Genomic DNA, 24,362 nt, shown 5'->3' with positions numbered 1-24,362 from the left:
GATCTGTTCGTATATCTGCGCTGCCGTCAGAGGCCCCTCGGTTGCCATCATTTCCTCCCGCGGATGTTGCCCAGGACATACGAGGCGACGCCACGAGCCGCTTCGCATGGATCCTTCCTGTCGATGTTGTCTTCGGATTGAGTGACGGTGACATCCACCGTTTGCTGGTCACTCGTTCCGATCGCGATTTGACAGCGGCCATCGGTGCGTTCATCAGCCAATCCGTAGGCGGCAACCGGATAACCATCCACGGGTTTCAGTGGGAGGAAGAACGTGTAGTCGTGTTGGTAGATGCTGGTCAAACCGCGATCGTCGACGTCGGTGAAGGTCACGAGCACGGAGGCCTGGGTCGTCCGGGGTGGGTTCACATTGCAGCTTGGACCAGAAGGTGCATTCAGGTCCGGCTTGGGTGTCACACCTGCGCCGAGAAGCTCGGCGATCTGATCCGCGCTCAGCGCGTCGCAGGGCGCTTGCTTGAAGTGCGTGATGTCGAGCGGAGTTTCGACTTTGGGCACTCCTTGCCCAGGTACTCCGGTCGTGGACCCGGAAACCGAGGTCTGGTCGGGTGCCGAACTCGAAGGCGACGCGGAACCGCCAGTAGTAGTGGTACAGGCAGTAAGGATCAGAGCCGATGCGCAGAGTGGGATGAGGACGCGGCGCATCAGAGACTGCCTCCCGTTCGGTTCAGGTCGGTCGAATGGGTGTCTTCGGCTGTCGCGTACTTGCCCAAAGCCGTCTCGAACTTCTTGGCCATCGAACGGCAGTACTCTTCACGTGCCTTCAAGGTTGTGTACAGAGCGTCGCCCGAGGCTTTGATCTGTTCGGCGTTACCGCCACTGGCGTACTCGATCCCAGGGCCCTCGGCGCGTTGCAGCGAGGTCGCGTGGCTCAGATCGCGCGCGAACTCGTTCGCCAGGTCGTTCCACTCACGTACCAGCTCGTGCAGCGTGCCTTCGTCGTATTCGAACCCACCCGAAGCCGAGCTGCCGCTGCTGGGCCGGCCATACGAGCCCGCGACCGGCATGCCATTCGGGCCCGGCAGCGGTGCCCGGCGGGTGTTCGGGTCGTACACCGGTGGCCGGCCCTCAGGCATCGCGCAGCACCGAAACAGTCGTCATCAGCTCTCCCCTAGCTTGCAGCGTGCTCCACCCCGAGCACCCTGCGTATCCGACGTCTCGCACCCTACCAGCGAACTGCGGGTCACGAGGGCCGCGGCCGTCCTCTCGGCGGTGTCCCAGGCCGCGGCCCTCGTGACGTCTAGGGCGTCGGGGAACAGCTCGTCTGGCCCAGTGTCACCTGGCCGCTGATGCCCGATGCCGGGAGGAAGTCGATGCGCAGCATCGTCAAGGCGACGCTGCCGTCGCCCGGGAGGTTCTGCGTGTTGAACACCGCGTTCGCCAGCACCGTTCCGTCCGCCTTCTCGATGGGGGACACGTACCCCGCCGGCACCGGGCTGGGCGGGTTCGGGATGCCCGATATTCCGCCGTACGTCCAGTTCGCGCTCGTCTGCGTCCGGGTCGCCTCGCACGTCACCGTGTAACTCGGCAACCTGACCCGCGGCCCGCCTGCGCTCACCAAGGCCGACAGCTCGAAGTTCTTGCCCGTCGCGGTCGACTTCGTCGTCGTGGCGTTCGTGTTCGTGCAGGACGATGTGCCGCCGCCGAACGCTATGCCCGGCTTCGAGACCGGCTGGGCCGTTGCGCTCGTCGGGCCGCCGATCGAACAGTGACCCTGCGGGGGCACCTCGATCGTCGCGCCCGCCTTGGTGAACTCGGCCGAGCCGATGTTCGCCACGCCCGGCTGCGAGGCCGCCTGGGCCGGCGCCGCCACCGCCAGTGCGGCCACCGCCAGTGCGGCCACCGCCAGCGTTCCCGCGAGTCCGGCCCGCCTCGCGATGGTGCTGCGCATTTCGCTGTCCTCCTCGCCACCCGGAGAGCGGCCGTGGCCGGCGGCTCTTCCACGACTGAATATCCGCCCGCCGGCGACGTCCGTTGCGCCCGGAATCGCCGACCACCCTTTCGGGGATCACGAACCACCCGGTGGATGACGATGGCCGGTGTCATGTTCGTCACCGTTTCCGCAGGACAGCGGGTAAACGACCACGCGACATAGCCACTACGCTCAAGGGGCAACCCGACCGGTGCACGAGTAGAGCGGAGCCGACGTGTCTGTGCCTTCCCCAGCCCCCGGGGCGGGATCCCTCCCCGCTGCGCCGGGCGGCGCCCTCGACGACCTGCGGGCGTCGGTCGGCCTGCAGATCGCCGACGAAGCCCTGCTGCGTTCGATCGCCGATGGGCTGACCGAGGTCGAGAAGCTGCTGCGTGACGTCGTCCGCAGCGACGTCCAGGCCGTCAACGACGCCGCGTTGCACCTGGTCGAGGCCGGGGGCAAACGCTTCCGTCCGCTGTTCACGCTGCTTTCCGCGCAGTTCGGCCCCAAGCAGGACGACCACGTGGTGATCGCCGCCGCCGCGGTCGAGCTGGTGCACCTGGCCACGCTCTACCACGACGACGTCATGGACGAGGCCACCATGCGGCGCGGCGCCGAGAGCGTCAACGCCCGCTGGGACAACACCATCGCCATCCTCACCGGCGACTTCCTCTTCGCCCACGCTTCGCGGCTCGTCGCCGACCTCGGCACCGACGCGGCGCGGATCATCGCCGAGACGTTCGGTGAGCTGGTCACCGGCCAGATGCGCGAAACCGTCGGTCCCGGCCCCGGTGACGACGCCGTCGCGCACTACCTCACCGTCATCGCGCAGAAGACCGGCTCGCTGATCGCCACGTCCGGCCGGTTCGGCGGCATGATGTCCGGCGCCGCCGAGGAGCACGTCCAGGCCCTGCGCCGGTTCGGCGACATCATCGGCACCGCGTTCCAGATCTCCGACGACATCATCGACATCGCGTCGCCGTCCGATGAGCTCGGCAAGGCGCAGGGCACCGACCTGCGCGAAGGCGTCCGGACGCTGCCCATGCTGTACGCGCTGGCCGACCCGGACACCGACCCCCGGCTGGTGGAGCTGCTGTCCGGCCCGATCGCCGACGACGCCCTCGTGCAGGAGGCGCTGGAGCTGCTGCGGGTCAGTAGTGGACTCGATCGAGCACGCGTCACCCTTTCCGACTACGCTCAGCGCGCGCGAGCCGAGCTGACCGCGCTGCCCGCGTCACCCGCCCGGGACGCGTGCGAATCGGTCGCCGACTACCTGGTCGCGCGCACGCGCTAAGCACTAAACAGGGGCAGGGAAAGATGTCCATATTCGGACAGGTGTGGCTGTGGAGCCTCGCCGCGTTCTTCGTCGGGGTCCTCCTCACCTGGCTGGTGCTCGTGCTGCCGCTCCGCAAGAGCGTCCGCCGGCTGGAGAGCACGCTGGCTCAGGCGCACGCCGACGCCGCGCGCACCCCCGCGAACGCGGGAGCGGTGACCGGCACCGAGGTGTTCACGCGGCCGGAACCGCGCCCGGAGCCGGAGCCGTCCCGCCAGGAGACCTCCTACCCCGGCACGCTGGTCGCCGCGCCGCCGATCCACCGCGACGACGTCCACGACGACATCGACGAGGACTTCGCCGAGCTGGACGCCCAGGTGCCGTCGCGGATGCCGCCGCCGGAGCCGGAGCCCGTCCACCTGCCGGAACCGGAGCCGGAGCCTGCGGGAGACGACCCGTACCGGAGCGCGGCCACCCAGTTCCTGACTCCGGGGGCCGAGCCGGAGCCGGAGGACCCGTACCACGCCACCGCGACCCAGTACCTGGTCCCGGCCGGGGATTCGGTCGAAGACGAGGCTGAGCCCGGGTCGCCGGCGCGGTCGCGGCTCGACACGGAGCCCACGGGCTCGCTGTTCCAGCCTCCGGCAGGCGAGGCGGCGCCCGGGCCGGACTGGTTCGACCACGAGCAGTCGGCCCAGCGGTCGGCGTTCGAGGAACCGGTGGAGCGCACGCGGTACATCGGCGAGCACCCCGGTTCGGTGCCCAAGGACGAGCCGGAAGAGACCGAGCCGCCGCAGTACGCGTTCGGCGGTGACGCCGCCGACGCCACGCTGGACGTGCCGCCGGAGACCCCGGCCGAGGCGACGCAGGTGCTGCCGAAGCGGCAGCCGCGGGAGGCGGTGCGCGGCGGGTTCGACGCGCCCCAGCCGATCCAGCCGTCGATGCGCACGGTCGAGCGCCGCGAGCCCGACCTGTCCGGCGGGCACAGCGGCTCGCTGTTCGAGCCGTCGGTGCAGCCGAACCAGGTGGCCGCCGCGATCGCGGCGCCGGAGCCGCCTCCGGCGCGGCAGGCGGCGGGCGACTCGGTCCCGCCGGGCCCGTTCGGCCCCGGTTCGGCGATGCCGCGCCCGGGCGGCGGGGCTCCCAGCGACAGCTTCGCCGTGAAGGCCAGTGTCACGGCTTTGCGGTACTGCACCGAGGAATCGACGCAGTTCCCCAAGATGGTCGCCGAGGTCTGGTTCCGGACGGCGGAGGACGCCGAGCGCGTCGGGTTCCGGCCGCTCAGCTGAGTCCGTCCCGCGCCTGGAACAGGACGAGGGCGGCACCGCCCGGATCGGTGACCACCACCAGGGAGCCGAACGGCAGGTCGGTGCGCTCGCGCACCAGGGTGCCGCCCAGCGCCACCGCCTTCGCCGCCGCAGCGTCCACATCGGACACCGGCGCGTAGGGGAGCCACTGTGGTGCCCGGTCGTCGCCCGGGGCCAGTTCGGTGAGGCCGCCCCACGGCGCTCCGCCGGTCGTCAGCAGCGTGCCGTTCGCCTCCCAGCCCAGCAACTCGGCGAAGAACCGCTTGCTGCCCTCCGCATCGGCACTGCGGACGTCGAAGAACACGAATGGTGATTCAGGTCGCATGGTCTGAAACTTAGGACACTTGTCCTAAGTTGGCAACCCCGGGAACGTCGAAGGCCGCCGTGCACCGGGCATGGCGGCCTTCGGAAAAGCGAAGCTCTACGCGACCGTCCAGGTGTCCTTGCCGCGCAGCAGCGCCTGCAGGTCGGGGGTGCGGGCCGCGCGGGCCTCCTCGACCTGGGCGCGGGCGCCGTCGTCGTACGTCGGGCGCTCGACCTGACGCAGGATGCCCGTCGGGACGTGATTGAGGTTCTGGTCGCCCAGACGCGACAACGCGAACGCGTACGACGTGTCGACGATCGACGGGTCGTGCACCACGATGTCGCCCTCGCCGATGTCCGCGACCTTGGCGACGTCCAGACCACCCCAGTCGCTGCGCTTGACGCCGAACTCCTGATTGGGGCCGAAGCGGATCGGCTCGCCCGCGCGCAGCGGGATCAGCCGGGCGGCGGCCTCGTCCGCGTCCTTCAAGACGTCGAACGCGCCGTCGTTGAAGATCGGGCAGTTCTGGTAGATCTCCACCAGCGCCGAGCCGCGGTGCTGCGCCGCGGCCTGCAGGACCTCGGTCAGGCCCTTGCGGTCGGAGTCCATGGCCCGGCCCACGAACGACGCCTCCGCGCCGATCGCCAGCGACAGCGGGTTGAACGGCGTGTCCACCGACCCCATCGGCGACGACTTCGTGACCATGCCGGGCCCCGACGTCGGCGAGTACTGGCCCTTGGTCAGCCCGTAGACCCGGTTGTTGAACAGCAGGATCTTGATGTTCACGTTGCGCCGCAGCGCGTGGATGAGGTGGTTGCCGCCGATGGACAGCGCGTCGCCGTCACCGGTGACGACCCACACCGACAGGTCCGGCCGCGTGGTGGCCAGCCCGGTCGCGATCGACGGCGCGCGGCCGTGGATCGAGTGCATGCCGTAGGTGTTCAGGTAGTACGGGAACCGCGACGAGCAGCCGATGCCCGAGATGAACACGATGTTCTCGCGCTTGAGACCCAGGGTCGGCAGGAACGACTGCACCGCGTTGAGCACGACGTAGTCGCCGCAGCCGGGACACCAGCGGACTTCCTGGTCCGACTTGTAGTCCTTGGCCTTCTGCGGCTCTTCGCTGGTGGGGACGAGGTCCAGGCCGCCGAGCGTGGGCAGCCCGATATCGACAGTAGTCATGCCGCCTCCGCGGTGAAGAGAACGTCGGCGGTGGTCACTTCGCCGCCTCCGTAGCAATGCCGGTGATGATCTCCGAGAACAGGTTCTGCAGCTCTTCGGCCTTGAACGCCATCCCGGCGACCTTGGTGTGCGAATGGACGTCCACCAGGTACTTCGCGCGCAGCAGCAGCGAGAGCTGGCCCAGGTTCATCTCCGGCACCACGACCTTGTCGTAGCTGCGGAGGACGTCGCCGAGGTTGGCCGGCAGCGGGTTGAGGTGCCGCAGGTGCGCCTGCGCGATCGGCAGCCCGAGCTTGCGCACGCGCCGGCAGGCCGCACCGATCGGGCCGAACGACGAACCCCAGCCGAGCGCGAGCACGCGGGCCTTGCCGCCACTCGGGTCGTCGACGACGACGTCCGGGACGTCGATGCCGTCGATCTTGGCCTGCCGCAGCCGGACCATCTTGTCGTGGTTGGCCGGGTCGTAGGAGATGTGGCCGGTCTTGTCGGCCTTCTCCAGCCCGCCGATGCGGTGCTGCAGGCCGGGCGTGCCCGGGACCGCCCAGGCGCGGGCGAGGGTCTCGGGGTCGCGGACGTACGGCCAGAACTCGCCGGAGTCGTTGTCGGCGTTGGGCGCGGTCGCGAACTCGACCCGCAGGTCGGGCAGCGACTCGACGTCCGGGACCAGCCAGGGTTCGGAGCCGTTCGCGATCGCGCCGTCCGAGAGCAGCAGCACCGGGGTGCGGTACTTCAGCGCGATCCGGGTCGCTTCGACGGCTGCGTCGAAGCAGTCCGCGGGGGACAGCGGCGCGACGATCGGGACGGGCGATTCGCCGTTGCGGCCGAACATGGCCTGCAGCAGGTCGGCCTGTTCGGTCTTGGTCGGCAGCCCGGTGGACGGGCCGCCGCGCTGGACGTCGATGACGACCAGCGGCAGCTCCACCATCACGCCGAGGCCGACGGCCTCCGACTTCAGCGCGACGCCCGGCCCGGACGTCGAGGTGACGCCGAGCGCGCCGCCGTAGGAGGCGCCGAGCGCGGCGCCGATACCGGCGATCTCGTCTTCGGCCTGGAAGGTGATGATGCCGAAGTGCTTGTGCTTGGACAGCTCGTGGAGGATGTCCGACGCCGGGGTGATCGGGTACGTGCCGAGCAGGATCTGCAGGCCCGACTGCTGCCCGGCGGCCACGATCCCGTAGGCCAGCGCGGTGTTGCCGGTGATCTGCCGGTAGGTGCCCTGCTTCAGCTTCGCCGGGGCGACCTGGAACGTGGTCGCGAACGACTCGGTGGTCTCGCCGTAGTTCCAGCCCGCGCGGAAGGCCAGGATGTTCGCCTCGGCGATGTCCGGCTTCTTCGCGAACTTCTCGCGCAGGAACCGCTCGGTGCCCTCGGTCGGCCGGTGGTACATCCACGACAGCAGGCCGAGCGCGAACATGTTCTTGCAGCGCTCGGCGTCCTTCTTGCCGAGGCCGGTGTCGGCGAGCGCGCCCTGGGTCAGGGTCGACATGGCGACCCGGTGCACCTGGTACGCCTCGAGCGTGGCGTCCTCCAGCGGGTCGCTCGCGTAGCCGACCTTGGTGAGGTTCCGCTTGATGAAGTCGTCGGTGTTGAGGATGATCGTCCCGCCGTGCGGGACGTCGGCGAGGTTCGCCTTGAGCGCGGCCGGGTTCATCGCCACCAGCACGTCCGGCCGGTCGCCGGGGGTGAGGATGTCGTAGTCGGCGAAGTGCACCTGGAACGAGGAGACGCCGGGGATCGTGCCCTGCGGCGCGCGGATTTCGGCGGGGAAGTTCGGCATCGTCGACAGGTCGTTGCCGAACGCGGCGGCCTCGGACGTGAACCGGTCGCCGGTCAGCTGCATGCCGTCACCGGAGTCGCCCGCGAACCGGATGACCACCCGGTCCAGCTTGCTGACCTCGGTCGGCCTGGTTGCGGCGAGCGAGCCGTGGCCAGCGCCGTTGCCGTTCGCACTCGTGCTCATGGGTCAGGGATTCCCTCTCTCCCGACGGTACGGCTTCCGTTCGCCTGCCGGTGCCGCGGCTGCGTTCACCAGGTCTACTCCCGAGGTTAGCTCGCCCTCAACACCGATGTTGGTAGTGTCCCGGGTGTTGGGCGCCCTCATCGGTGCGGTCTTGCGTTCGTCGCAGGTCCGCCAATTACCTGTAACCGATGGTAATGGGTAACCCGCGCGGTGCGCTGTGACACGCATCTCCCGCAGGGTAGGGCCTCCGGCTCGAATCACGGGCGAGAACGGATCCGGGCCTGCAGCAGGGAAAGCCGTTCGGTGAACTCCGGTGACGCCAGCGAAGCCAGCTGCGGCCGGATCTCGATGTCGACGGCCTCCTCGTGCGTCGCCAGCGACGCGGTCGTCCGCAGACTGCGCTTCGTGGCGATCAGTGCTTCACGCGGAGCCGCGACGGCAGTGTGCGCGAGCTCACGCGCGGCGGTCAGCAATTCGTCATGGCCGCCGTCGACCACGCGCAGCGCCAGTCCGGCGCGCACCGCCGCCTCGGCGTCGAGAACCTCGCCGAACAACGTCATCGCGGCGGCCTGCTGTGGGCCGGCCAGGCGCTGCGTCATCCAGGTCATCCCGCCGCCCGGGTGCAGCCCGAGCTCGAGGAACCGGGCGACGAACTTCGCCCGCGGCCCGGCCAGCCGGACGTCCGCGGCGAGGGCGAGGTTCAGCCCGGCACCGACGGCCGCCCCGCCGACGGCCGCGATGGTCGGCAGCGCACACCGCGCCACGGCGAGGAAGCCCTCGTAGATGGCGCGCAGGCCCGGCTCGCCGGCCTCGGCGAGTGCGGACAGGTCGGCGCCGGCGCAGAAGGCGGGTGGGGTGCCGGTGACGACGACGGCGTGCACGGACTCGTCCCGTTCCGCAGCTTCGACGGCGGCCGCGAGCTGGGCGGAGAGGTCGAGGGTCAGCGCGTTGCGGCTGCCGGGAGCGTCGACGGTCAGGAGGGCGACGCCGCCGGAGTGCTCGCTGACGATGCGGTCGGTCATGCGGTCAGGGTGCCACCGGCCGCGCCCGGTCACTGCTCCGGTGTCGGTGGCCGTTCCAGCAGCCGTGAAAGCACCACCGTCGACACCGTCCGGTCGACGATCTCCAGCCCGCGCAGCCGCTCCAGCGCCGTCTCCAGGTGGTGGATGTCCGCCGCCCGCAGGTGCACGATCGCGTCCGCCGCGCCCGACACCGTGTACGCCGCCACCACCTCCGGCAGGGGCTCCAGGCGAGCCCGGATGCGGGCCGGGGTGATGTTGCCCTGGCACGTGACCTCGACGAACGCCTCCGTGCCCCAGCCCAGGGCCTCCGGATCGACCACCGCCGTGAAGCCCCGCAGGATGCCCGTTTCCAGCAGCCGGTCGACCCGCCGCTTGACGGCCGGGGCGGACAGGCCGACGACCTTGCCGATCTCCGCGTAACTCGAACGCGCGTTGGCCACGAGGCACGAAACGATTCGCTGGTCGATGGTGTTCACACGCAACATTTAGCACAGATGCCCGCAGCGAACAGCGATTGATTGCGATATTGGCAGCACCTACCCTGCAATCATGCAGGGAGCACTGGCCACGCGCGTACCGACCACCCGCCGATACCTGATGTGCCCGCCGCGCTTCTTCGCGGTGGACTACGTGATCAACCCCTGGATGGACCCGACCCGGCCGGTCAGCGCCGACGTCGCCGTCGCGCAGTGGACCGAGCTGCGCGACACCTACCGCCGCCTCGGCCACACCGTCGAGGAGATCGATCCGCAGCCCGGCCTGCCCGACATGGTCTTCGCCGCCAACTCCGGCACCGTCGTCGACGGCCGCGTGCTCGGCTCGCGGTTCCGCGCGCCGCAGCGCACCGCGGAGGCCGAGCACTTCCGCCGCTGGTTCGTCGAACACGGCTACCGCGACATCACCATGCCGGAAAAGATCAACGAGGCCGAAGGCGACTTCGCCTGGACCGGCACCCTGCTGCTCGCCGGCACCGGCTTCCGCACCGACCCGGCCGCGCACGCCGAGGCGCAGGAGGTCCTCGGCGTCCCGGTCGTCTCGCTGCAGCTGGTCGACCCGCGCTACTACCACCTCGACACGGCGCTGTTCGTGCTCGCCGAGGCGACGGACACGACGCGGGCGCAGATCGTCTACTACCCCGAGGCGTTCTCGGCGGGCTCGCGTCGCGTGCTGGAGCGGATGTTCCCGGACGCGGTGCTCGCCACGCGGGAAGACGCGGAGTGCTTCGGCCTCAACGGGGTGTCCGACGGCCGCAATGTCGTCCTGCCCGTCGAGGCCACCCGGTTGGGTGAACTTCTCGTCGAACAGGGGTACGAGCCGGTCTACGTCGACGTCTCCGAGCTGCGGAAAGCCGGCGGCGGCCCGAAGTGCTGCACGCTGGAGATCCGCAAAGGATAAATAACGGCGAAAATGTGTAACTCACCCGTTTGCCATCGCGATTAATCGATGTAACAAATCGACTACTCGCGGTGGCAGGCGGTGGTGGCGGTGACGGTGATCCTCGCCGTGCACGGAGTCGGACGGCCGGCGCGCCAGCTCGACCCGGGCGAGGACGAACGCTGGCTGACCGTCGAGCAGTTCGAGCGGGTGCTCGACGTCGCCGCCGACCGCGAAGACGTCCACCTCACCTTCGACGACGGCAACGAGTCCGACGTCGAGATCGTGCTGCCGCGGCTGGCCGACCGCGGGCTGACGGCGGAGTTCTTCCCGCTGGCGGGCCGCCTCGGGCAGCGCGGCTACCTCGACTGCGAGGGGCTGCGCGAACTCGCGCACGCCGGGATGGAGATCGGTTCGCACGGCTGGGAGCCGCGCGACTGGCGGCGGCTCGACGACCGCCACGCCGACCGCGAGCTGAAGGACGCGCCGAAGCTGCTCGGCGACCTGTGCGGCCGGCCGGTGCGGCGGTACTCGCTGCCGTTCGGCGCCTACGACCGGCGCGTGCTCGCGCGACTGAAGCAGGCCGGCGCCACGCGCGTCTACACCAGCGACGGCGGGGTGGCCCGGAGGGACGGCTGGCTGCAGGCGCGCACCGAACTCCCGCACGACCTCGACGGCGACTGGCTCGACGGCGTGCTCGCCGGGACCCGGCGGGCCGCGCACTGGGCGAACCGGTTGTTCCGCCGCGCCGGCCGTTAGCTGTGGCCACGTCCCGGCGACCGGGACACCGGCCGGAGCACCTCTTCCACGCCCCGGACCGATGAGCAGCCTTTTCGTCAAATCTCGCCAGCTGATGGGAAATTCCCGCACCCGCAGGGCTTGAACCCGCCCCGGCCCGGGTGCATCCTGGTGCCCCGCCGCCGTAAGGAAAGTTTCCTAACTAAAGGGAGCACCAGGAATGCGGAAACTGATCCTGCTCGCGACGCTGGCGCTGGCCGCGGCCGTCATGCCGTCGGCCCTCGCGTCGGCGTCACCGGCCCCGGCCGATGCGTCCCGGAACACCGCCCCGGCCGCCGCCCCGACCGCGGCGCAGCTGCTCGCCAAGACCTCCGGCTGCAAGCAAGTCTCGAACGGCAAGTACAAGACCGACGAAGACGCCTCGGGCAAGACGGTCGCCGTCTGTGACGCCAACGGCGCGGTGTTCTGGAAAGCCGACATGGACATCGACTGCGACGGCCAGCGCACCACGCAGTGCAACGAGGACACCGACTGCTGCTTCCAGGACGACACGGCGTTCCACCAGTCCGACGGCAAGCCGCTCAACGCCGCGAAGCTGCCCTACATCGTCGTCCCGAGCTCCAGCAGCATCTGGAAGTACTCCTCGTCCGGCCTCAAGGGCGGCGGTTCCTGCGCGGTGATCTACAACGGCAAGGTCGAGTACGCGGTCATCGGCGACACCGGACCGTCGCAGATCATCGGCGAAGCCTCGTACGCGACGGCGAAGGACCTCGGCATCAACCCGGACCCGTCCAACGGCGGCACCGATTCCGGCGTGACGTACATCTGCTTCAAGAACTCGACGGTCTCGCCGATCGAGAACCACTCCAACGCGGTGAGCAAGGGGCAGAGCCTCGCGGCCACCTTCGTGAACAACAACTGACGCGAGACCTATTTACGGCCCGGCGGCGGACCGTGGTTCTTGTCCACGGTCCGCCGCCGGATCGAGACGCAATTCTCACGCGAAACCCTTGCGCCTTACCGCCGTCCCACGCCGTCCCCCGTTCGCCACCCCCGCGGTAACGATCCAGGGGTGGCCGCCGACCAACGAGGGGGTTGCGCGGAATAGCGGAGGTTTTGGCGTGAAGATCAGTGTCTTCGGGCTCGGTTACGTCGGCTGTGTCTCCGCCGCGTGCCTGGCGGGGCAGGGACACCGGGTGGTCGGCGTGGACGTCAACCCGGTGAAGATCGATCTCATCACCCAGGGCAACGCCCCGGTGGTCGAGGAGCGGATCGGCGAGCTGACCGCCGAGGTCGTCGCGAGTGGCGCGCTGAGAGCCACGGCCGACGTCGCGAAAGCGGTCGCCGACAGCGAGATTTCGCTGGTCTGCGTCGGCACGCCGTCGGCGCCGAACGGCAGCCTGTCCACCGTCTACCTCGAGCGGGTCGCCGAGGAAATCGGCGAAGCGCTCGCCGGGAAGAGCGAGCGGCACACCGTCGTCTTCCGCAGCACGATGCTGCCCAGCACCTGCCTCGACCTGCTGGTCCCCATCCTGGAGAAGGCCTCGGGCCGCACGGCCGGTGTCGATTTCGGTGTCGCGGTGAACCCCGAATTCCTGCGCGAAGGCACCAGCGTCCGCGACTTCTTCGACCCGCCGAAGACCGTGATCGGCGAGTTCGACACCGCCAGCGGCGACGCCGTCGCGGCGTTGTACGAAGGCCTGCCCGGTCCCGTTTTCCGCGTGCCGATCCCGGTCGCGGAAATGACGAAGTACGCCGACAACTCCTTCCACGGCCTGAAGATCGGTTTCGCGAACGAGCTCGGCTCGATCTGCCGGGCGCTCGGCCTCGACTCGCACGAGGTGATCGAGGTTTTCCTCGCCGACACCAAGCTCAACATCAGCCCCGCCTACCTCAAGCCGGGGTTCGCCTTCGGCGGCTCGTGCCTGCCGAAGGACCTGCGCGGGCTCGTCCACGCCGCGCACCGCGCCGACGTCAGCGTGCCGATCCTGTCGCACGTGCTGGCGTCGAACGACGAGCACCTGCAGCGGGCGTTCGACCTGGTCGCGCGCACCGGCAAGCGCAAGGTCGGCCTGTTCGGGCTGTCGTTCAAGCCCGGCACCGACGACCTGCGCGAGTCCCCGCTGGTCGAGCTGGCCGAGAAGCTGCTCGGCAAGGGCTACGACCTGAAGATCTACGATGCGAACGTCAGCCTCTCGCGCCTGATGGGCGCCAACCGCGAGTACATCGAGGGCCGGTTGCCGCACCTCGGCCAGCTGCTGGCCGGGACCGTCGAAGAAGTCATGGACCACGCCGACGTCCTGCTCGTCGGCACCAAGGACCCGGACGTGCTGGCGGCCCTGCCGCACGGCCGGGCGATCGTCGACCTCGTCCGCCTGCCCGACGCCGCGACGCGTCGCCTTGAAGAGGGATACGCCGGCCTTGCCTGGTAAAACACAGTCTGGTAAAGCGCTCATCTTGGTCGAAAACTTGTCAGTTCCCTTCGACCGGCGGGTCTGGCAGGAGTCCACGACCCTGCGCGACGCCGGGTGGGAAGTCCATGTGATCTGCCCGCAGGGCACGAAACGGGACACCGAGGCCGAAGCCGTCGTCGACGGCGTCCACATCCACCGCTACCCGCTCAAGGCGGCGACCGGCGGGCCCGCCGGCTACCTGCAGGAGTACGGCAGCGCGCTGTGGCACACGTTGCGGCTGGCCCGCAAGGTCGGCCCGGTCGACGTCGTGCACGCCTGCAACCCGCCGGACCTGCTGTACCTGGTCGCGAAGCTGCTGAAGCGCCGGGGCGCGAAGTTCATCTTCGACCAGCACGACCTGTGCCCGGAGCTCTACCTCTCGCGCTTCGACCGCGGCCAGGACCTCCTCTATCGCGGAGTTTGCGCGCTTGAGCGCGCCACCTACCGCGCTGCCGACGTCGTGATTTCGACGAACGAGAGCTACAAGCAGGTCGCCCGGATCCGCGGCGGCAAGCGGCCCGAGGACGTCTTCGTGGTGCGCAGCGCGCCGGTCGTCGAGCGGTTCCACGAGGTGCCGGCCGAGCCCGAGCTGAAGAAGGGCAAGCCGTACCTGCTGGCCTACCTCGGCGTGATGGGCCCGCAGGACGGCGTCGACTACGCCTTGCGCGCCCTTGCGAACCTGCGGGACGAGGTCGGCCGCACCGACTGGCACGCGGTGTTCGTCGGCTCGGGGGACGCGTTCGACGACATGGTGGCGCTGTCGGCGAAGCTCGGGCTGGCCAACCAGGTCGAGTTCACCGGCCGGATCTCCGACGAGGACCTCGTCCGCTACCTGTCCACCGCCGACGTCTGTCTGTCGCCGGATCCGCTGAACCCGCTCAACGACGTCTCCACGATGAACAAGGTCATGGAGTACATGGCGATGAGCAAGCCGATCGTCTCGTTCGAGCTGCGCGAGGCGCGGGTTTCCGCAGGTGAAGCGGCGGTCTACGCCCCGGCGAACGACGAGACGGAGTTCGCGGCGCTGGTGTCGAGGCTGCTCGACGACCCGGAGGAGCGGATCCGGATGGGCAAGCTGGGCCAGGCCAGGGTGGCGGGCCCGCTCTCGTGGGAGAACTCGGCGAAGAACTTGCTCGCCGCGTATGAGCACGCTGTGAAGTCCTGATCGCCGTTCGGTCAAGAAGTCACCGGACGTGTAACCAAAGCTCCCGGCCCGACGACGGTTGGGGTAACCGGCCGATCAACTGAACCCGTTCGGCGTACCCGTCTCAGGAATGGAGTCCCGCCGTTGACTGACGACACGGTGCGCCTGGCCCTGATCGGGCAGGTCATGCGGCGACGGTGGCGGCTCCTGGCCGCCTTCGCCGTCCTGGGTGCGCTGGTCGGCGCCGGCGCGTCGATCCTGTTCTCGCCCGGCTACCAGACGTCGTCCAGCGTGCTGCTCCAGGGGCCGCGACAGGCCGACGAGCTGCTGACGCAGGCCGAGATCGCCACCAGCTCCGTCGTCCTCGACCGTGCCGCCGCCGTGCTGCCGTGGCGCCCCAGCGGCGCGGACCTGAAGAAGCAGGTCAGCACGACGGTGGCGCAGGGCAACGTCGTGACGATCACCGCCTCCGCCGACACCGCCGAGCGCGCCCAGCAGCTCGCCGACCAGGTCGCCCAGCAGTTCGTCAAGTACTCCGGGCAGCTGGCGAGCAACTCCGCCGACGCCTCGGTGCAGCTCGCCCAGGAGCAGCGCGAGTCGCTGCGCCAGCAGGTCAAGCTGACCACGGAGAAGATCAGCGACCTCGCCAAGAACGTCGGCGGCGACCTGACCGTGGAGAGCGTGCAGGTCCGCACCCAGCTCGAGGGCCTGAAGACGTCGCTGGAGCAGGCGATCAACGACCTGAACCAAGCCGACCTGGCGACCGGCGTCGGCAACACCGTGGTGCTCGGGCCGTCCCAGCGCCCGACGTCGCCGTCGGCCCCGACGATGACGCAGCTGGTCGCCGGGGGCGCGGTGCTGTTCTTCCTCGCCGGCGTGTTCGGCCACCTGTTCACCGCCCGCACCGACCGGCGCCTGCGGGGCGAGCCGGAGATCGCGTCCGCGCTCGGCGCGCCGATCCTCGCCGGCGTCGACGTCACCACCCCGCAGGGCGACCGCCTCCCGGCCCCCGGCCTGCTCGGCAAGGTGCGGCGCTTGCTCGGCAGCGACCGGCCGTGGGTGCTGCCGCCGGTGGCGACCTCGGCCGACGCGGTCAACCGTGACATCCGTTACCGCCGGGTGCTGGCCCGGCTGGCCACCGGCCCCGCCGACGTCCTGCTGCTGGTGGCCGACGACGACGCGACCGGACGCCTGGCCGCCGAGCAGCTCGCCGCACTCGCCGACCGGCTGTCCATGCCGCTGCGGATCTTCGAATACTCGGCCGAGCGGCCGACGGTGCCGGACGCCGGTCCCGGCTCCGGGGTCCTCGTCGTACTCGGCGCCGGCATGCGCACCGCTTGGCAGCTCGTCCGGCTCGCCGAGGCCTGCGCGGACGGCAGCCAGGAGATCGTCGGCGCGGTTCTCACCCACGCCGTCCGGCCGCCTGCGCCGGAGAAACCCGGACCCGCGGCGGAAGCCCCCGAGAAAGCCCTGGCAGGTTCGGCGTGACGACTCCATCGCAAACCGCCCCGCTCGTCGACCTGCAGCGGCTGTTCGTCGCGATCCGCCGCCGCAAGCGCCTCTGGTTCGCCTTCGCGCTGCTCGGGCTCATCGCCGGCGCCGCGGCCGGGATCGTGCTGCCCGCGCCGCCGACCGCGGTCGCCAAGGTGATCGTGGTCCACCAGGACGACTCGCCGACCGACAGCGGCACGCTGATCCGCACCGACGTCGCCGTGCTGCAGACGACCCGGATCGCCGAAGGCGCGCTGAAGAAGCTGGGCAGCACCGATTCGCCCGACGACTTCATGAAGAACTACGCGGGTCTCGGCGTGACCAACAACGTCCTGCAGGTCACCGTCAAGGCCAAGAGCAACGAAGAGGCTGTGGCGCGGGCACAGGCGCTGGCCGAAACGTTCATCGACGACCACGTCCAGCGCAGCCAGGCGGCCGCGGCCGCCCAGTCGCAGGCCATCCTCGACCAGCGCAAGAACGCGCAGGACGAGCTGAGCAAGGTCGAACAGCAGATCGTCGACGAGGAGGGCAAGGGCCGCCAGGCCAGCCAGCCCGCCCTCGAAAACCTGTACAGCCGCCGCGCCGCGCTCACCGCGCAGATCTCGGACTTCACCTCGCGCGCCCAGCAGGCCGGCATCGGCAGCCCGCAGGTCGCCGCGGGCACCCAGATCGTCGATGCGGCCCGCGCGCTGCCCAAAACGTTTCTCAAGACGACCGCGACCAACGCCGGCATCGGGTTCGCGCTCGGCCTGGCCCTCGGGCTCGCGCTCGTCGCCGTCGGCGCGGTGTCGCGCGACCGGCCGGTGCTGCGCCGCGAGATCTCGATCCACCTCGGCGCGTCCGTGATCGCGCAGCTGCCGTCGAAGCTGCGTGGCCCCGCCAGGCTGTGGCGACGCTCGCGCGCGGTCTCCGAACGCAAGCGCGTCGCCACGACGCTGGTCCGCCTGATCAAGAAGGACCCGCGGGAGGTGTCGCTGCTGGAGCTGGGTGCCCCGGAGGTCGCCGCCGCGCTCGGCCTGGACATCGCCGCGGAGCTGGCCGCCGAGGGCGCGGCGAGCGTCGTCGACGACCTGCCGGGCGAGGGCGTCCGCAAGCTGGCGCAGGAGACCGGGAGCGACGTCTCCGTGGTGGGCGCCGGCGACCCGCCCGGGACGCCGGGGGAGCGCCGCGTCGGCGTCGGCACGGTGTCGCCGGGCACGGCGTGGACCGACCTGGAGCACCTCGGCCGGGAAACCGTGCTGGTCGTGAAGGCCGGGCACGCGAACACGCTGTGGCTGCACACCGTCGCCCGGCAGCTCGCCGACCAGCAGATCCCGATCATCGGCGTGGTGCTGGTCGACCCGGACCCGCGCGACAAGTCCGACGGCACGCTGTGGGACGGCCTGCACACGGCCCTGCGCGGGCGCGGCAGCGAGACCCCCGCGGCGCAGCCGGCTTCGGCCTCGGCCTCGGCCGAGGACCGCCTGGAGGAGCTGGTGGCCCGCGTCGCCGAGCGCGTCGCCACGACGGAGCCGCCGACGCGCCGGTTCACGCCGGTCCGGCCGGTGCTCCCGCCGCCGCAGAAGCTTCCCGAACCCGGCAGCGTGAGCGTCCCGGACCACCTGAACGCGCCGACGAAGAAGTTCGCCCCGGTCAAGCCCCCGAAGCGGCCGACGCCGTTCAAGCGCGACCACGGCGAACCGAACCACAAGGGCGAACTGAACGCCGACCTCCAGCCAGAAAAGAGCGCGGAGGTCTCCTGACCCGCGCCGCGACCGAAGGGGAACGCACCCGAGATGTGCGGCATCGCAGGCACTTACCTCTGGCCGGACGGCGGGCCGCTCACGGACCGGCTGACCAAGACGCTGGCCCACCGCGGCCCGGACGGTTCCGGCCGCTACGAGCACCGTGCCGGTCCCGGCGAAGTGCACTTGGGACACCGGCGGCTCTCGATCATCGACCTGTCCGAGACCGGCGCCCAGCCGATGGTCCTCGACGGGCTCGCGCTGAGCTACAACGGCGAGCTCTACAACGCGCCCGAGCTGCGGGCCGAGCTCGAAGCGGCCGGGGTGCGCTTCCGCGGCACGTCCGACACCGAGGTGCTGCTGCAGGCGTGGCGGCGCTGGGGCACGGACTGCCTGCCCAAGCTGCGTGGCATGTTCGCCTTCGCCCTGTTCGAGGAGGGCACCGGCGAGCTGTTCCTGGTCCGCGACCAGCTGGGCATCAAGCCGCTGTTCTTCGTGCAGCGGAACGGCGGGGTCGCGTTCGCTTCGGAGCTGAAGGCTCTCGCCGGCGAGCTCGGCGGGTCGCTGCAGGTCGACAACGCCGCGCTGATCGCGTCGCTGCTCTACTACTGGGTGCCGGACAGCCGGTGCGCCTACCAGGGCGCGGAGAAGCTGCAGCCGGGCACGTGGCTGCGCTGCCGCCCGGACGGCCGGGTCGACCGCGGCCGGTTCTGGTCGCTGCGGGAGGTCGCCGAGGAAGGCGCGGCCTTCGAGGGTGAGGTCGACCTGCACGAGGTGATCTCCGAGTCGACCGCCAAGCACCTGCTCTCCGACGTCCCGGTCGCGACGTTCCTCTCCGGTGGCCTCGACTCCAGTTACCTGACGGCGCTGGCCGCGCGGTCGCAGCCGGGGATCTCCGCCTACACCATCGGGTTCCGCGCCGAGGATGCCAAGTTCGAGGCGATGCCGGACGACCTGAAGTACGCCCGGATCGTGGCGCAGCAGTTCGGCGTGGACCTGCACGAGATCGAGATCGCGCCGCAGGTGCTCGACCTGCTGCCGAAGATGACCTACCACCTCGACGAGCCGATCGGCGACCCGGCGGCGATCAACTCGTTCCTGATCTGCTCGGCCGCGCGCGAGGCCGGCGTCAAGGTGATGCTGTCCGGGATGGGCGCCGACGAGCTGTTCGCCGGCTACCGCAAGCACCTGGCGAACCTGATCGCGCTGCGCTACCACAAGGTGCCGGGCGCGGTGCGCCGACCAGTGGAGTCCCTTGTGGACAGATTGCCGGTGGCCTCGGCCAAGCGCGGCTACCGGTCGGTGCGGTTCGCCAAGCGGTTCCTGTCCTTCGCGGGCCTGCCCGAGGAGACGGCGTTCCGGCGCAGCTACACGATGTACGACCGCACGGAGCTGCTCGACCTGGTGAACCCGGACTTCGCGCCCGCGGTCGAGGACGTCCTGACCGAGCACGCGGACACCTACCACGACCAGGCGCTCGACGACTTCGTCAACCGCATGTGCCTGGCCGACTCGCGGATGTTCCTGCCCGGGCTGAACCTGACCTACACCGACCGCTCGACGATGGCGGCGTCCACCGAGGTGCGGACGCCGTTCGTCGACGTCGAGGTGGTGCGCGCGGCGTTCAAGATCCCGGGGAACAAGAAGATCGTCGGCCGCGGCGGCAAGATGGCACTGAAGAACGCCGCGCTGAACATCCTGCCCAGCGAGATCGTGCACCGGCCGAAGGGCCTGTTCAGCGCGCCGCTCCGGGCGTGGATGAGCCGCGATCTGGCGCCGCTGGTGCGCGAAGTCGTCAACGAGGGCGTGCTGGTGGAGTCCGGCTTCCTGCGGCGCGAGGCGCTGCAGCGCATGGTCGACGAGGACGCCGCCGGTCAGCAGGACCGCAGCAAGCACCTGTGGCACGTCTTGACTCTTGAGTATTGGTACCGGAACGCGATGTCTGGAGCGGGAGCGAAGTGAAGCAGGTAGTCCAGAACTACAAGAGCGGTGAATTGGCGCTCCTCGAGGTACCCGAGCCCGCCTGCAAGCCCGGCGGCGTGCTGGTGCGGACGGTGTACTCGCTGATCTCGACCGGCACCGAGATGATGAAGGTGTCCGAGGCGAGCATGTCGCTGGTGGGCAAGGCGAAGGCGCGGCCCGACCAGGTCGCGAAGGTCATGCAGAGCGTGGCCACCAACGGCCTTTCGGCAACCTACCGCAAGGTGACGTCCAAACTGGACTCCTACACCCCGCTCGGCTACTCGCTGTGCGGCATCGTCGAGCAGGTCGGCGACGGCACCACCGACGTCGCGGTCGGCGACCTCGTCGCCTGCGCGGGCAACGAGCACGCGCTGCACTCGGAGCTCAACTGGGTGCCCAAGAACCTCTACTCGCGGGTGCCCGCCGGCGTCGACCCGCGGCACGCGGCGTTCGGCACCGTCGGATCGATCGCGATGCAGGGCGTCCGCCGCGGCGAGCCGCAGATCGGCGACGTCGCCCTGGTCATCGGCCTCGGGCTGATCGGCCAGCTCGTGGTGCAGCTGCTGGCGTCGTCCGGCGTGCGCGTCGTCGGCGTCGACCCCGACCCGGAGCGCTGCAAGCTGGCCGAGAGCCTCGGTGCGCTGACCTGCAGCCACCCGGCGTCCGGCGTCGTCGACAACGCGGTGGCCGAGCTGACGCACGGCGCGGGCGTCGACCAGACCTACCTCGCCGCCGGCGGCAACACGAACGACCCGGTGGAGCTGGCCGCGAAGCTGTCGCGCGACCGCGGCCGCGTGATCGACATCGGCAAGTGCAAGCTCGACCTGCCGTGGAACGCCTACTACGAAAAGGAACTGGACGTCCGGTTCTCGCGCTCGTACGGGCCGGGGCGCTACGACCCGTCGTACGAGCTCGAAGGCCGCGACTACCCGATCGGCCAGGTCCGCTGGACCGAGCGCCGCAACCTCGAGTGCGTCCTCGACCTGATCGCCCGCGACCTCCTCGACGTCGAGCCGCTGATCACGCACGTCTCGGACTTCTCGGACGCCGTTTCGACCTACCAGTCCTTGAACGAGGGCGAGCTCAAGGCCGTCGCGGTGCTCTTCCGGTACCCGGAGGCCGTGGCGAAGACCGAGCCGGTCGTGACGTCCGCGCGGATCGGGGTGGTCTCGCAGAAGACCGCTGCGCTCCCGGCGGGGCAGCCGGTGCGCCTCGGCTTCATCGGCGCCGGCAACTACGCGTCGTCGATGCTGCTGCCGCACCTCGCCGAGCGCGACGACGTCCAGCTCAAGCACGTCGCGACGACGTCGGCGCTGTCCGGCGCCAACGCCCGGCGCAAGTTCGGCTTCGCTGCGGCGTCGACCGATATCGACAACGTCCTCGGCGACGACTCGATCGACGCGGTGTTCGTCGTGACCCGGCACAGCTCGCACGCCGAGCTGACCCGGCGCGCGTTGCTGGCGGGCAAGACGGTGTTCGTCGAGAAGCCCCTGGCCTTGTCGGAAGCCGAGCTGCAGAAGGTGCTCGACGCGGTCGAGGAGTCCGGCAACGACCGGCTGCAGGTCGGCTTCAACCGCCGGTTCGCGCCGCTGCTGCACGAGGCCCGCGACCAGTTCGGTCCGCGCGTCGGCCCGGCGACCGTGCGGTACCTGGTCAACGCCGGCCGCCTCGACCACGGCAGCTGGTACAACCAGACCGACTCCGAGGGCTCCCGGTTCGCCGGCGAGGGCGGGCACTTCATCGACACGGTGAGCTGGCTGCTCGACGCCGCCCCGGTCTCGGTGTACGCCACCGGGGACCTCCAGGTGACCCTCGGCTACCCGGACGGCTCGACCGCGGTCATCACGTACGCGGAAACCGGTTCGTCCGGCTTCCCGAAGGAAACCCTCGACCTCACCGCCGACGGCAAGGTCCTGAAGTTCGACGACTTCGTCCGCGCATCGGTGTACTCGCGGAAGAAGTGGGCCAGCTCCCGGCTCCCGAAGGGCCGTGACAAGGGCCAGGCCGCCGAGGTCGGCGCGTTCCTCTCGGCTGTCCGTACGGGTGGTCCGATGCCGATTTCGCTCGCGTCACTGGCCGCGACGACGCTGGCGACCTTGGCCGCGCAGACCAGCGTCGCGAACGTGGCGCCGGTGCGGATCGAGCTGCCGCGGAAGGCGGGTGCCCCGGCATGATGGGTCCCGGCTGGTACCTGCGCCGGTTGTCCCGGATGGGTCCGGCGGAGGTCGTCGGCCGCGCGCGGCACGCCGTCGTCCAGCGACAGTGGCGGTCCGCGCTGCCCTCGGCCCCGGACTGGCCTTCGCACCCGCGGTTCACGGCATCGCTGCCTCCCGGGGTGCTCGGCAAGGTGTCCGGCGAGGCGGTTTCCCGGCTCCTGGCCACGGCCGACGAGCTGATGGCGGGCCGCGCCGAGTACTTCGGCGTGGTACGTGCCGATTTCGAGGCGCCCGACTGGTTCCTCGACCCGAAGACCGGGCGTCGCGCGCCGTCGGACGGGTACGCGTTCGACGTGCCGTACCGGTCGGAGGACGCGGTCGGCGACATCAAGCAGATCTGGGAGCCGTCGCGCCACCAGCACCTCACCGTGCTGGCTGCGGCGTACGCCGCGACCGGCTCTTCGGCTTATGCCTTGCGCGTGGCCGCGCACTTGCGTTCGTGGTGGGCGGAGAACCCGCCGTTGCGGGGGCCGCACTGGGTGAGCGGCATCGAACTGGGCATCCGGCTGCTGTCGTGGGTCTGGGTGCGCCGCCTGCTCGGCGGCTGGGACGGCGTCACGGCGTTGTTCGAGGACAACCCGGACTTCCAGCTCCAGCTGTGGCACCACCAGAACTGGCTCGCGACGCTGCGCAGCCACGGCTCGTCGGCGAACAACCACGTGATCGCCGAGGACGCCGGGCTGCTCGCCGCGGCGTGCGCGTTCGGCTGGTTCCCGGAGTCGGCGGGCTGGCGAGCCTCGGCGATGCGCTCGCTGGACGTCCAGCTGGCGCGCAACACGTTCGCGTCCGGGCTCAACGCCGAACTGGCGTCCGAGTACCACGGCCTGGTGCTGGAACTCGGCCTGGCGGCGGCGCTCGAGGCCGACGCCGCGGGCACGCCGGTGCCGGACTCGACGTGGGACGTCCTGCTCCGTATGACGGACGCGCTGGCGTCCATTGTGGACAACCGGCTCCGGCCGCCCCGCCAGGGCGACGCCGACGACGGCTTCGGCCTCGTCGTCGACGGTGCGGAAACCGACCGCTGGGCTTCCTTGCTGGCGTCCGGTGAGGTCCTGTTCGGCCGCTTGGACTGGTGGCCGCCGCTCCCGGGCGACGACGTCCGCACGGCGTTGCTGGCCGCTCTCGCTTCGCGGACCCCGCGGGCTTCGGGCGTTCGCCCCGGCCGTCGTCCGGCGCACCTGCGCGACGCGGGAATGACGATCCTCCGATCGGGCGAGGTGTGGGTCCGCTGCGACGGCGGTCCCCACGGGTTCCTGTCGATCGCGGCGCACGCCCACGCGGACGCGCTGTCGCTGGAGGTCCGCCACGACGGCGTGGACGTCCTGGCCGACCCGGGCACGTTCTGCTACCACGGCGAGCCGCAGTGGCGGTCGTACTTCCGGTCGACGCTGGGGCACAACACCCTCGAGCTGGACGGCCGCGACCAGTCGGTCTCCGGCGGCCCGTTCCTGTGGACCCGCCACGCGGTGACGAAGGTGCTGGAGGTCCACACCCCGGACCACGGCCCCACCCGCTGGTCGGCCGCCCACGACGGCTACGCACCGGCGGTCCACCGCCGCACGGTCGAGCTGGACGGCGAGGTGCTGAAGATCGTCGACGAAGTCCTCGGCGACCACCAACCGGCAGCGGCCCGCCTGGCGTTCCACTTCGGCCCGGCGGTGACGGTCATGCTCGACGGCAACACGGCCCGCCTCCGCTGGACGGCCGCACCTGGCTCGACGGGGAAGGGGCTGGGGGCCGGTTCCCTGGATGCCGGGGAGGGGAGCGGGTCTGGTTCCGCGGTCGGCGGTGCGGGGCCTGGGGCCGGTTCCTCGGTCGCAGTCGAGGGGAGCGATTCCGGCTCCGCGGCCGGTGGGGAGGGCTGGGCTGTTTCCCTGGGTGCCGGTGCGGGGCCTGCGGCCGGTTCCTCGGCCGCGGTCGAGGGAGGCGATTCCGGCTCCGCGGCCGGTGGGGAGGGCTGGGCCGTTCCCGTGGCCTCCGGTGCGGGGCAGGGAGCCGGTTCCCCGGCCGCAAGCAAGGGGCGGGCAGCCGGTTCCGCCGCCTCCGATGCGACCGATCCGCTGGTCGGGCGGGTGTCCGGTTCGCTCGCCGGGGCTGGGGGCGTCGTGCGCACCGCCGTCATGGAGCTGCCACCCGAACTCTCGTGGACCGTCCACCGTGGTGATACCGAGCCGCCGCTTGGCTGGTATTCCGCGGGCTTCGGCCGCAAGGAACCCGCCACCACCCTTGTCGGCTCCGGGATCCCCGGACATCTCACCACTCTGCTTCGCTTCAGTTAGGACC

General features: G+C 70.5%; 20 protein-coding genes. 12 read left to right on the top strand and 8 right to left on the bottom strand.

The features are described 5' to 3' along the window. Window positions 1–47 precede the first annotated feature (47 nt). The 3 genes from AB0M80_RS03400 to AB0M80_RS03390 all read right to left on the bottom strand — a co-directional run bounded on the left by AB0M80_RS03400 (window position 48) and on the right by AB0M80_RS03390 (window position 1,908). Window positions 48–662, bottom strand: coding sequence for a DUF3558 domain-containing protein (locus AB0M80_RS03400; RefSeq protein ID WP_364558133.1), 615 nt, complete (start codon window positions 660–662; stop codon window positions 48–50). Next, the gene (locus AB0M80_RS03395) at window positions 662–1,072 is read right to left on the bottom strand and encodes a hypothetical protein (RefSeq protein ID WP_364558130.1); all 411 of its coding nucleotides are present in this window, start codon (window positions 1,070–1,072) and stop codon (window positions 662–664) included. The genes AB0M80_RS03400 and AB0M80_RS03395 overlap by 1 nt, the downstream gene beginning before the upstream one ends. A gap of 185 nt (window positions 1,073–1,257) precedes the next feature. Beyond that, window positions 1,258–1,908, bottom strand: coding sequence for a hypothetical protein (locus AB0M80_RS03390; protein ID WP_364558127.1), 651 nt, complete (start codon window positions 1,906–1,908; stop codon window positions 1,258–1,260). 262 nt (window positions 1,909–2,170) lie between these two features. On the opposite strand from AB0M80_RS03390, the gene AB0M80_RS03385 reads away from it, so the two are divergent. Then, window positions 2,171–3,223, top strand: a complete 1,053-nt coding sequence (locus AB0M80_RS03385; RefSeq protein WP_364558576.1) for a polyprenyl synthetase family protein — start codon at window positions 2,171–2,173, stop codon at window positions 3,221–3,223. 23 nt (window positions 3,224–3,246) lie between these two features. Beyond that, on the top strand, window positions 3,247–4,491 hold the full coding sequence (locus tag AB0M80_RS03380; RefSeq protein ID WP_364558124.1) for a hypothetical protein: 1,245 nt from the start codon (window positions 3,247–3,249) through the stop codon (window positions 4,489–4,491). Here the strand turns inward: AB0M80_RS03380 and AB0M80_RS03375 are convergent. From AB0M80_RS03375 to AB0M80_RS03355, 5 genes are all read right to left on the bottom strand, one after another. Next, window positions 4,484–4,834: a VOC family protein gene (locus AB0M80_RS03375; protein WP_364558121.1), complete on the bottom strand. Its 351-nt coding sequence runs from the start codon at window positions 4,832–4,834 to the stop codon at window positions 4,484–4,486. The two genes, AB0M80_RS03380 and AB0M80_RS03375, sit on opposite strands and share 8 nt — an antisense overlap. Before the next feature lie 96 nt (window positions 4,835–4,930). After that, entirely contained in the window at window positions 4,931–5,995 is a 1,065-nt protein-coding gene (locus tag AB0M80_RS03370) for a 2-oxoacid:ferredoxin oxidoreductase subunit beta (protein ID WP_364558118.1), read from the bottom strand. A 34-nt stretch (window positions 5,996–6,029) separates the two neighbouring features. Next, window positions 6,030–7,955, bottom strand: a complete 1,926-nt coding sequence (locus AB0M80_RS03365; protein WP_364558115.1) for a 2-oxoacid:acceptor oxidoreductase subunit alpha — start codon at window positions 7,953–7,955, stop codon at window positions 6,030–6,032. A 257-nt stretch (window positions 7,956–8,212) separates the two neighbouring features. Beyond that, window positions 8,213–8,977, bottom strand: a complete 765-nt coding sequence (locus AB0M80_RS03360) for an enoyl-CoA hydratase (RefSeq protein WP_364558112.1) — start codon at window positions 8,975–8,977, stop codon at window positions 8,213–8,215. A 29-nt stretch (window positions 8,978–9,006) separates the two neighbouring features. Continuing rightward, window positions 9,007–9,453: an Lrp/AsnC family transcriptional regulator gene (locus AB0M80_RS03355; protein ID WP_033261465.1), complete on the bottom strand. Its 447-nt coding sequence runs from the start codon at window positions 9,451–9,453 to the stop codon at window positions 9,007–9,009. A 73-nt stretch (window positions 9,454–9,526) separates the two neighbouring features. Here AB0M80_RS03355 and ddaH point away from each other — a divergent pair, with 73 nt between their 5' ends. The 10 genes from ddaH to AB0M80_RS03305 all read left to right on the top strand — a co-directional run bounded on the left by ddaH (window position 9,527) and on the right by AB0M80_RS03305 (window position 24,358). Beyond that, window positions 9,527–10,372 (top strand): dimethylargininase, encoded by an 846-nt coding sequence (ddaH, locus tag AB0M80_RS03350; RefSeq protein ID WP_364558109.1) that lies wholly within the window; start codon window positions 9,527–9,529, stop codon window positions 10,370–10,372. An 81-nt stretch (window positions 10,373–10,453) separates the two neighbouring features. Further along, on the top strand, window positions 10,454–11,110 hold the full coding sequence (locus tag AB0M80_RS03345) for a polysaccharide deacetylase family protein (protein ID WP_364558107.1): 657 nt from the start codon (window positions 10,454–10,456) through the stop codon (window positions 11,108–11,110). Between the two features lie 199 nt (window positions 11,111–11,309). Next, the gene (locus AB0M80_RS03340) at window positions 11,310–12,011 is read left to right on the top strand and encodes a glycoside hydrolase family 75 protein (protein ID WP_364558105.1); all 702 of its coding nucleotides are present in this window, start codon (window positions 11,310–11,312) and stop codon (window positions 12,009–12,011) included. A 199-nt stretch (window positions 12,012–12,210) separates the two neighbouring features. Beyond that, the gene (locus AB0M80_RS03335; RefSeq protein WP_364558102.1) at window positions 12,211–13,521 is read left to right on the top strand and encodes a nucleotide sugar dehydrogenase; all 1,311 of its coding nucleotides are present in this window, start codon (window positions 12,211–12,213) and stop codon (window positions 13,519–13,521) included. Window positions 13,522–13,558: 37 nt separating this feature from the next. Further along, the gene (locus AB0M80_RS03330) at window positions 13,559–14,707 is read left to right on the top strand and encodes a glycosyltransferase family 4 protein (RefSeq protein ID WP_364558099.1); all 1,149 of its coding nucleotides are present in this window, start codon (window positions 13,559–13,561) and stop codon (window positions 14,705–14,707) included. A 123-nt stretch (window positions 14,708–14,830) separates the two neighbouring features. Then, a complete protein-coding gene (locus tag AB0M80_RS03325) occupies window positions 14,831–16,174 on the top strand; it encodes an exopolysaccharide biosynthesis protein (RefSeq protein WP_364558097.1) in 1,344 nt (447 codons plus the stop codon). Beyond that, window positions 16,171–17,919, top strand: a complete 1,749-nt coding sequence (locus tag AB0M80_RS03320; protein ID WP_364558094.1) for a Wzz/FepE/Etk N-terminal domain-containing protein — start codon at window positions 16,171–16,173, stop codon at window positions 17,917–17,919. Before AB0M80_RS03325 ends, AB0M80_RS03320 begins: the two co-directional genes overlap by 4 nt. Window positions 17,920–17,952: 33 nt before the next feature. Beyond that, window positions 17,953–19,863: an asparagine synthase (glutamine-hydrolyzing) gene (gene asnB / locus AB0M80_RS03315; RefSeq protein WP_364558091.1), complete on the top strand. Its 1,911-nt coding sequence runs from the start codon at window positions 17,953–17,955 to the stop codon at window positions 19,861–19,863. Continuing rightward, complete coding sequence (locus tag AB0M80_RS03310) at window positions 19,860–22,037, top strand: bi-domain-containing oxidoreductase (protein ID WP_364558088.1); 2,178 nt, start codon at window positions 19,860–19,862, stop codon at window positions 22,035–22,037. Before asnB ends, AB0M80_RS03310 begins: the two co-directional genes overlap by 4 nt. Further along, the gene (locus AB0M80_RS03305; protein WP_364558085.1) at window positions 22,034–24,358 is read left to right on the top strand and encodes an alginate lyase family protein; all 2,325 of its coding nucleotides are present in this window, start codon (window positions 22,034–22,036) and stop codon (window positions 24,356–24,358) included. The genes AB0M80_RS03310 and AB0M80_RS03305 overlap by 4 nt, the downstream gene beginning before the upstream one ends. Window positions 24,359–24,362 lie beyond the last annotated feature (4 nt).

The organism is Amycolatopsis sp. NPDC051045 (genome assembly GCF_040682955.1).
Classification (GTDB): Bacteria; Actinomycetota; Actinomycetes; order Mycobacteriales; family Pseudonocardiaceae; genus Amycolatopsis.
This window is presented reverse-complemented; position numbering and strand designations above follow the sequence as displayed.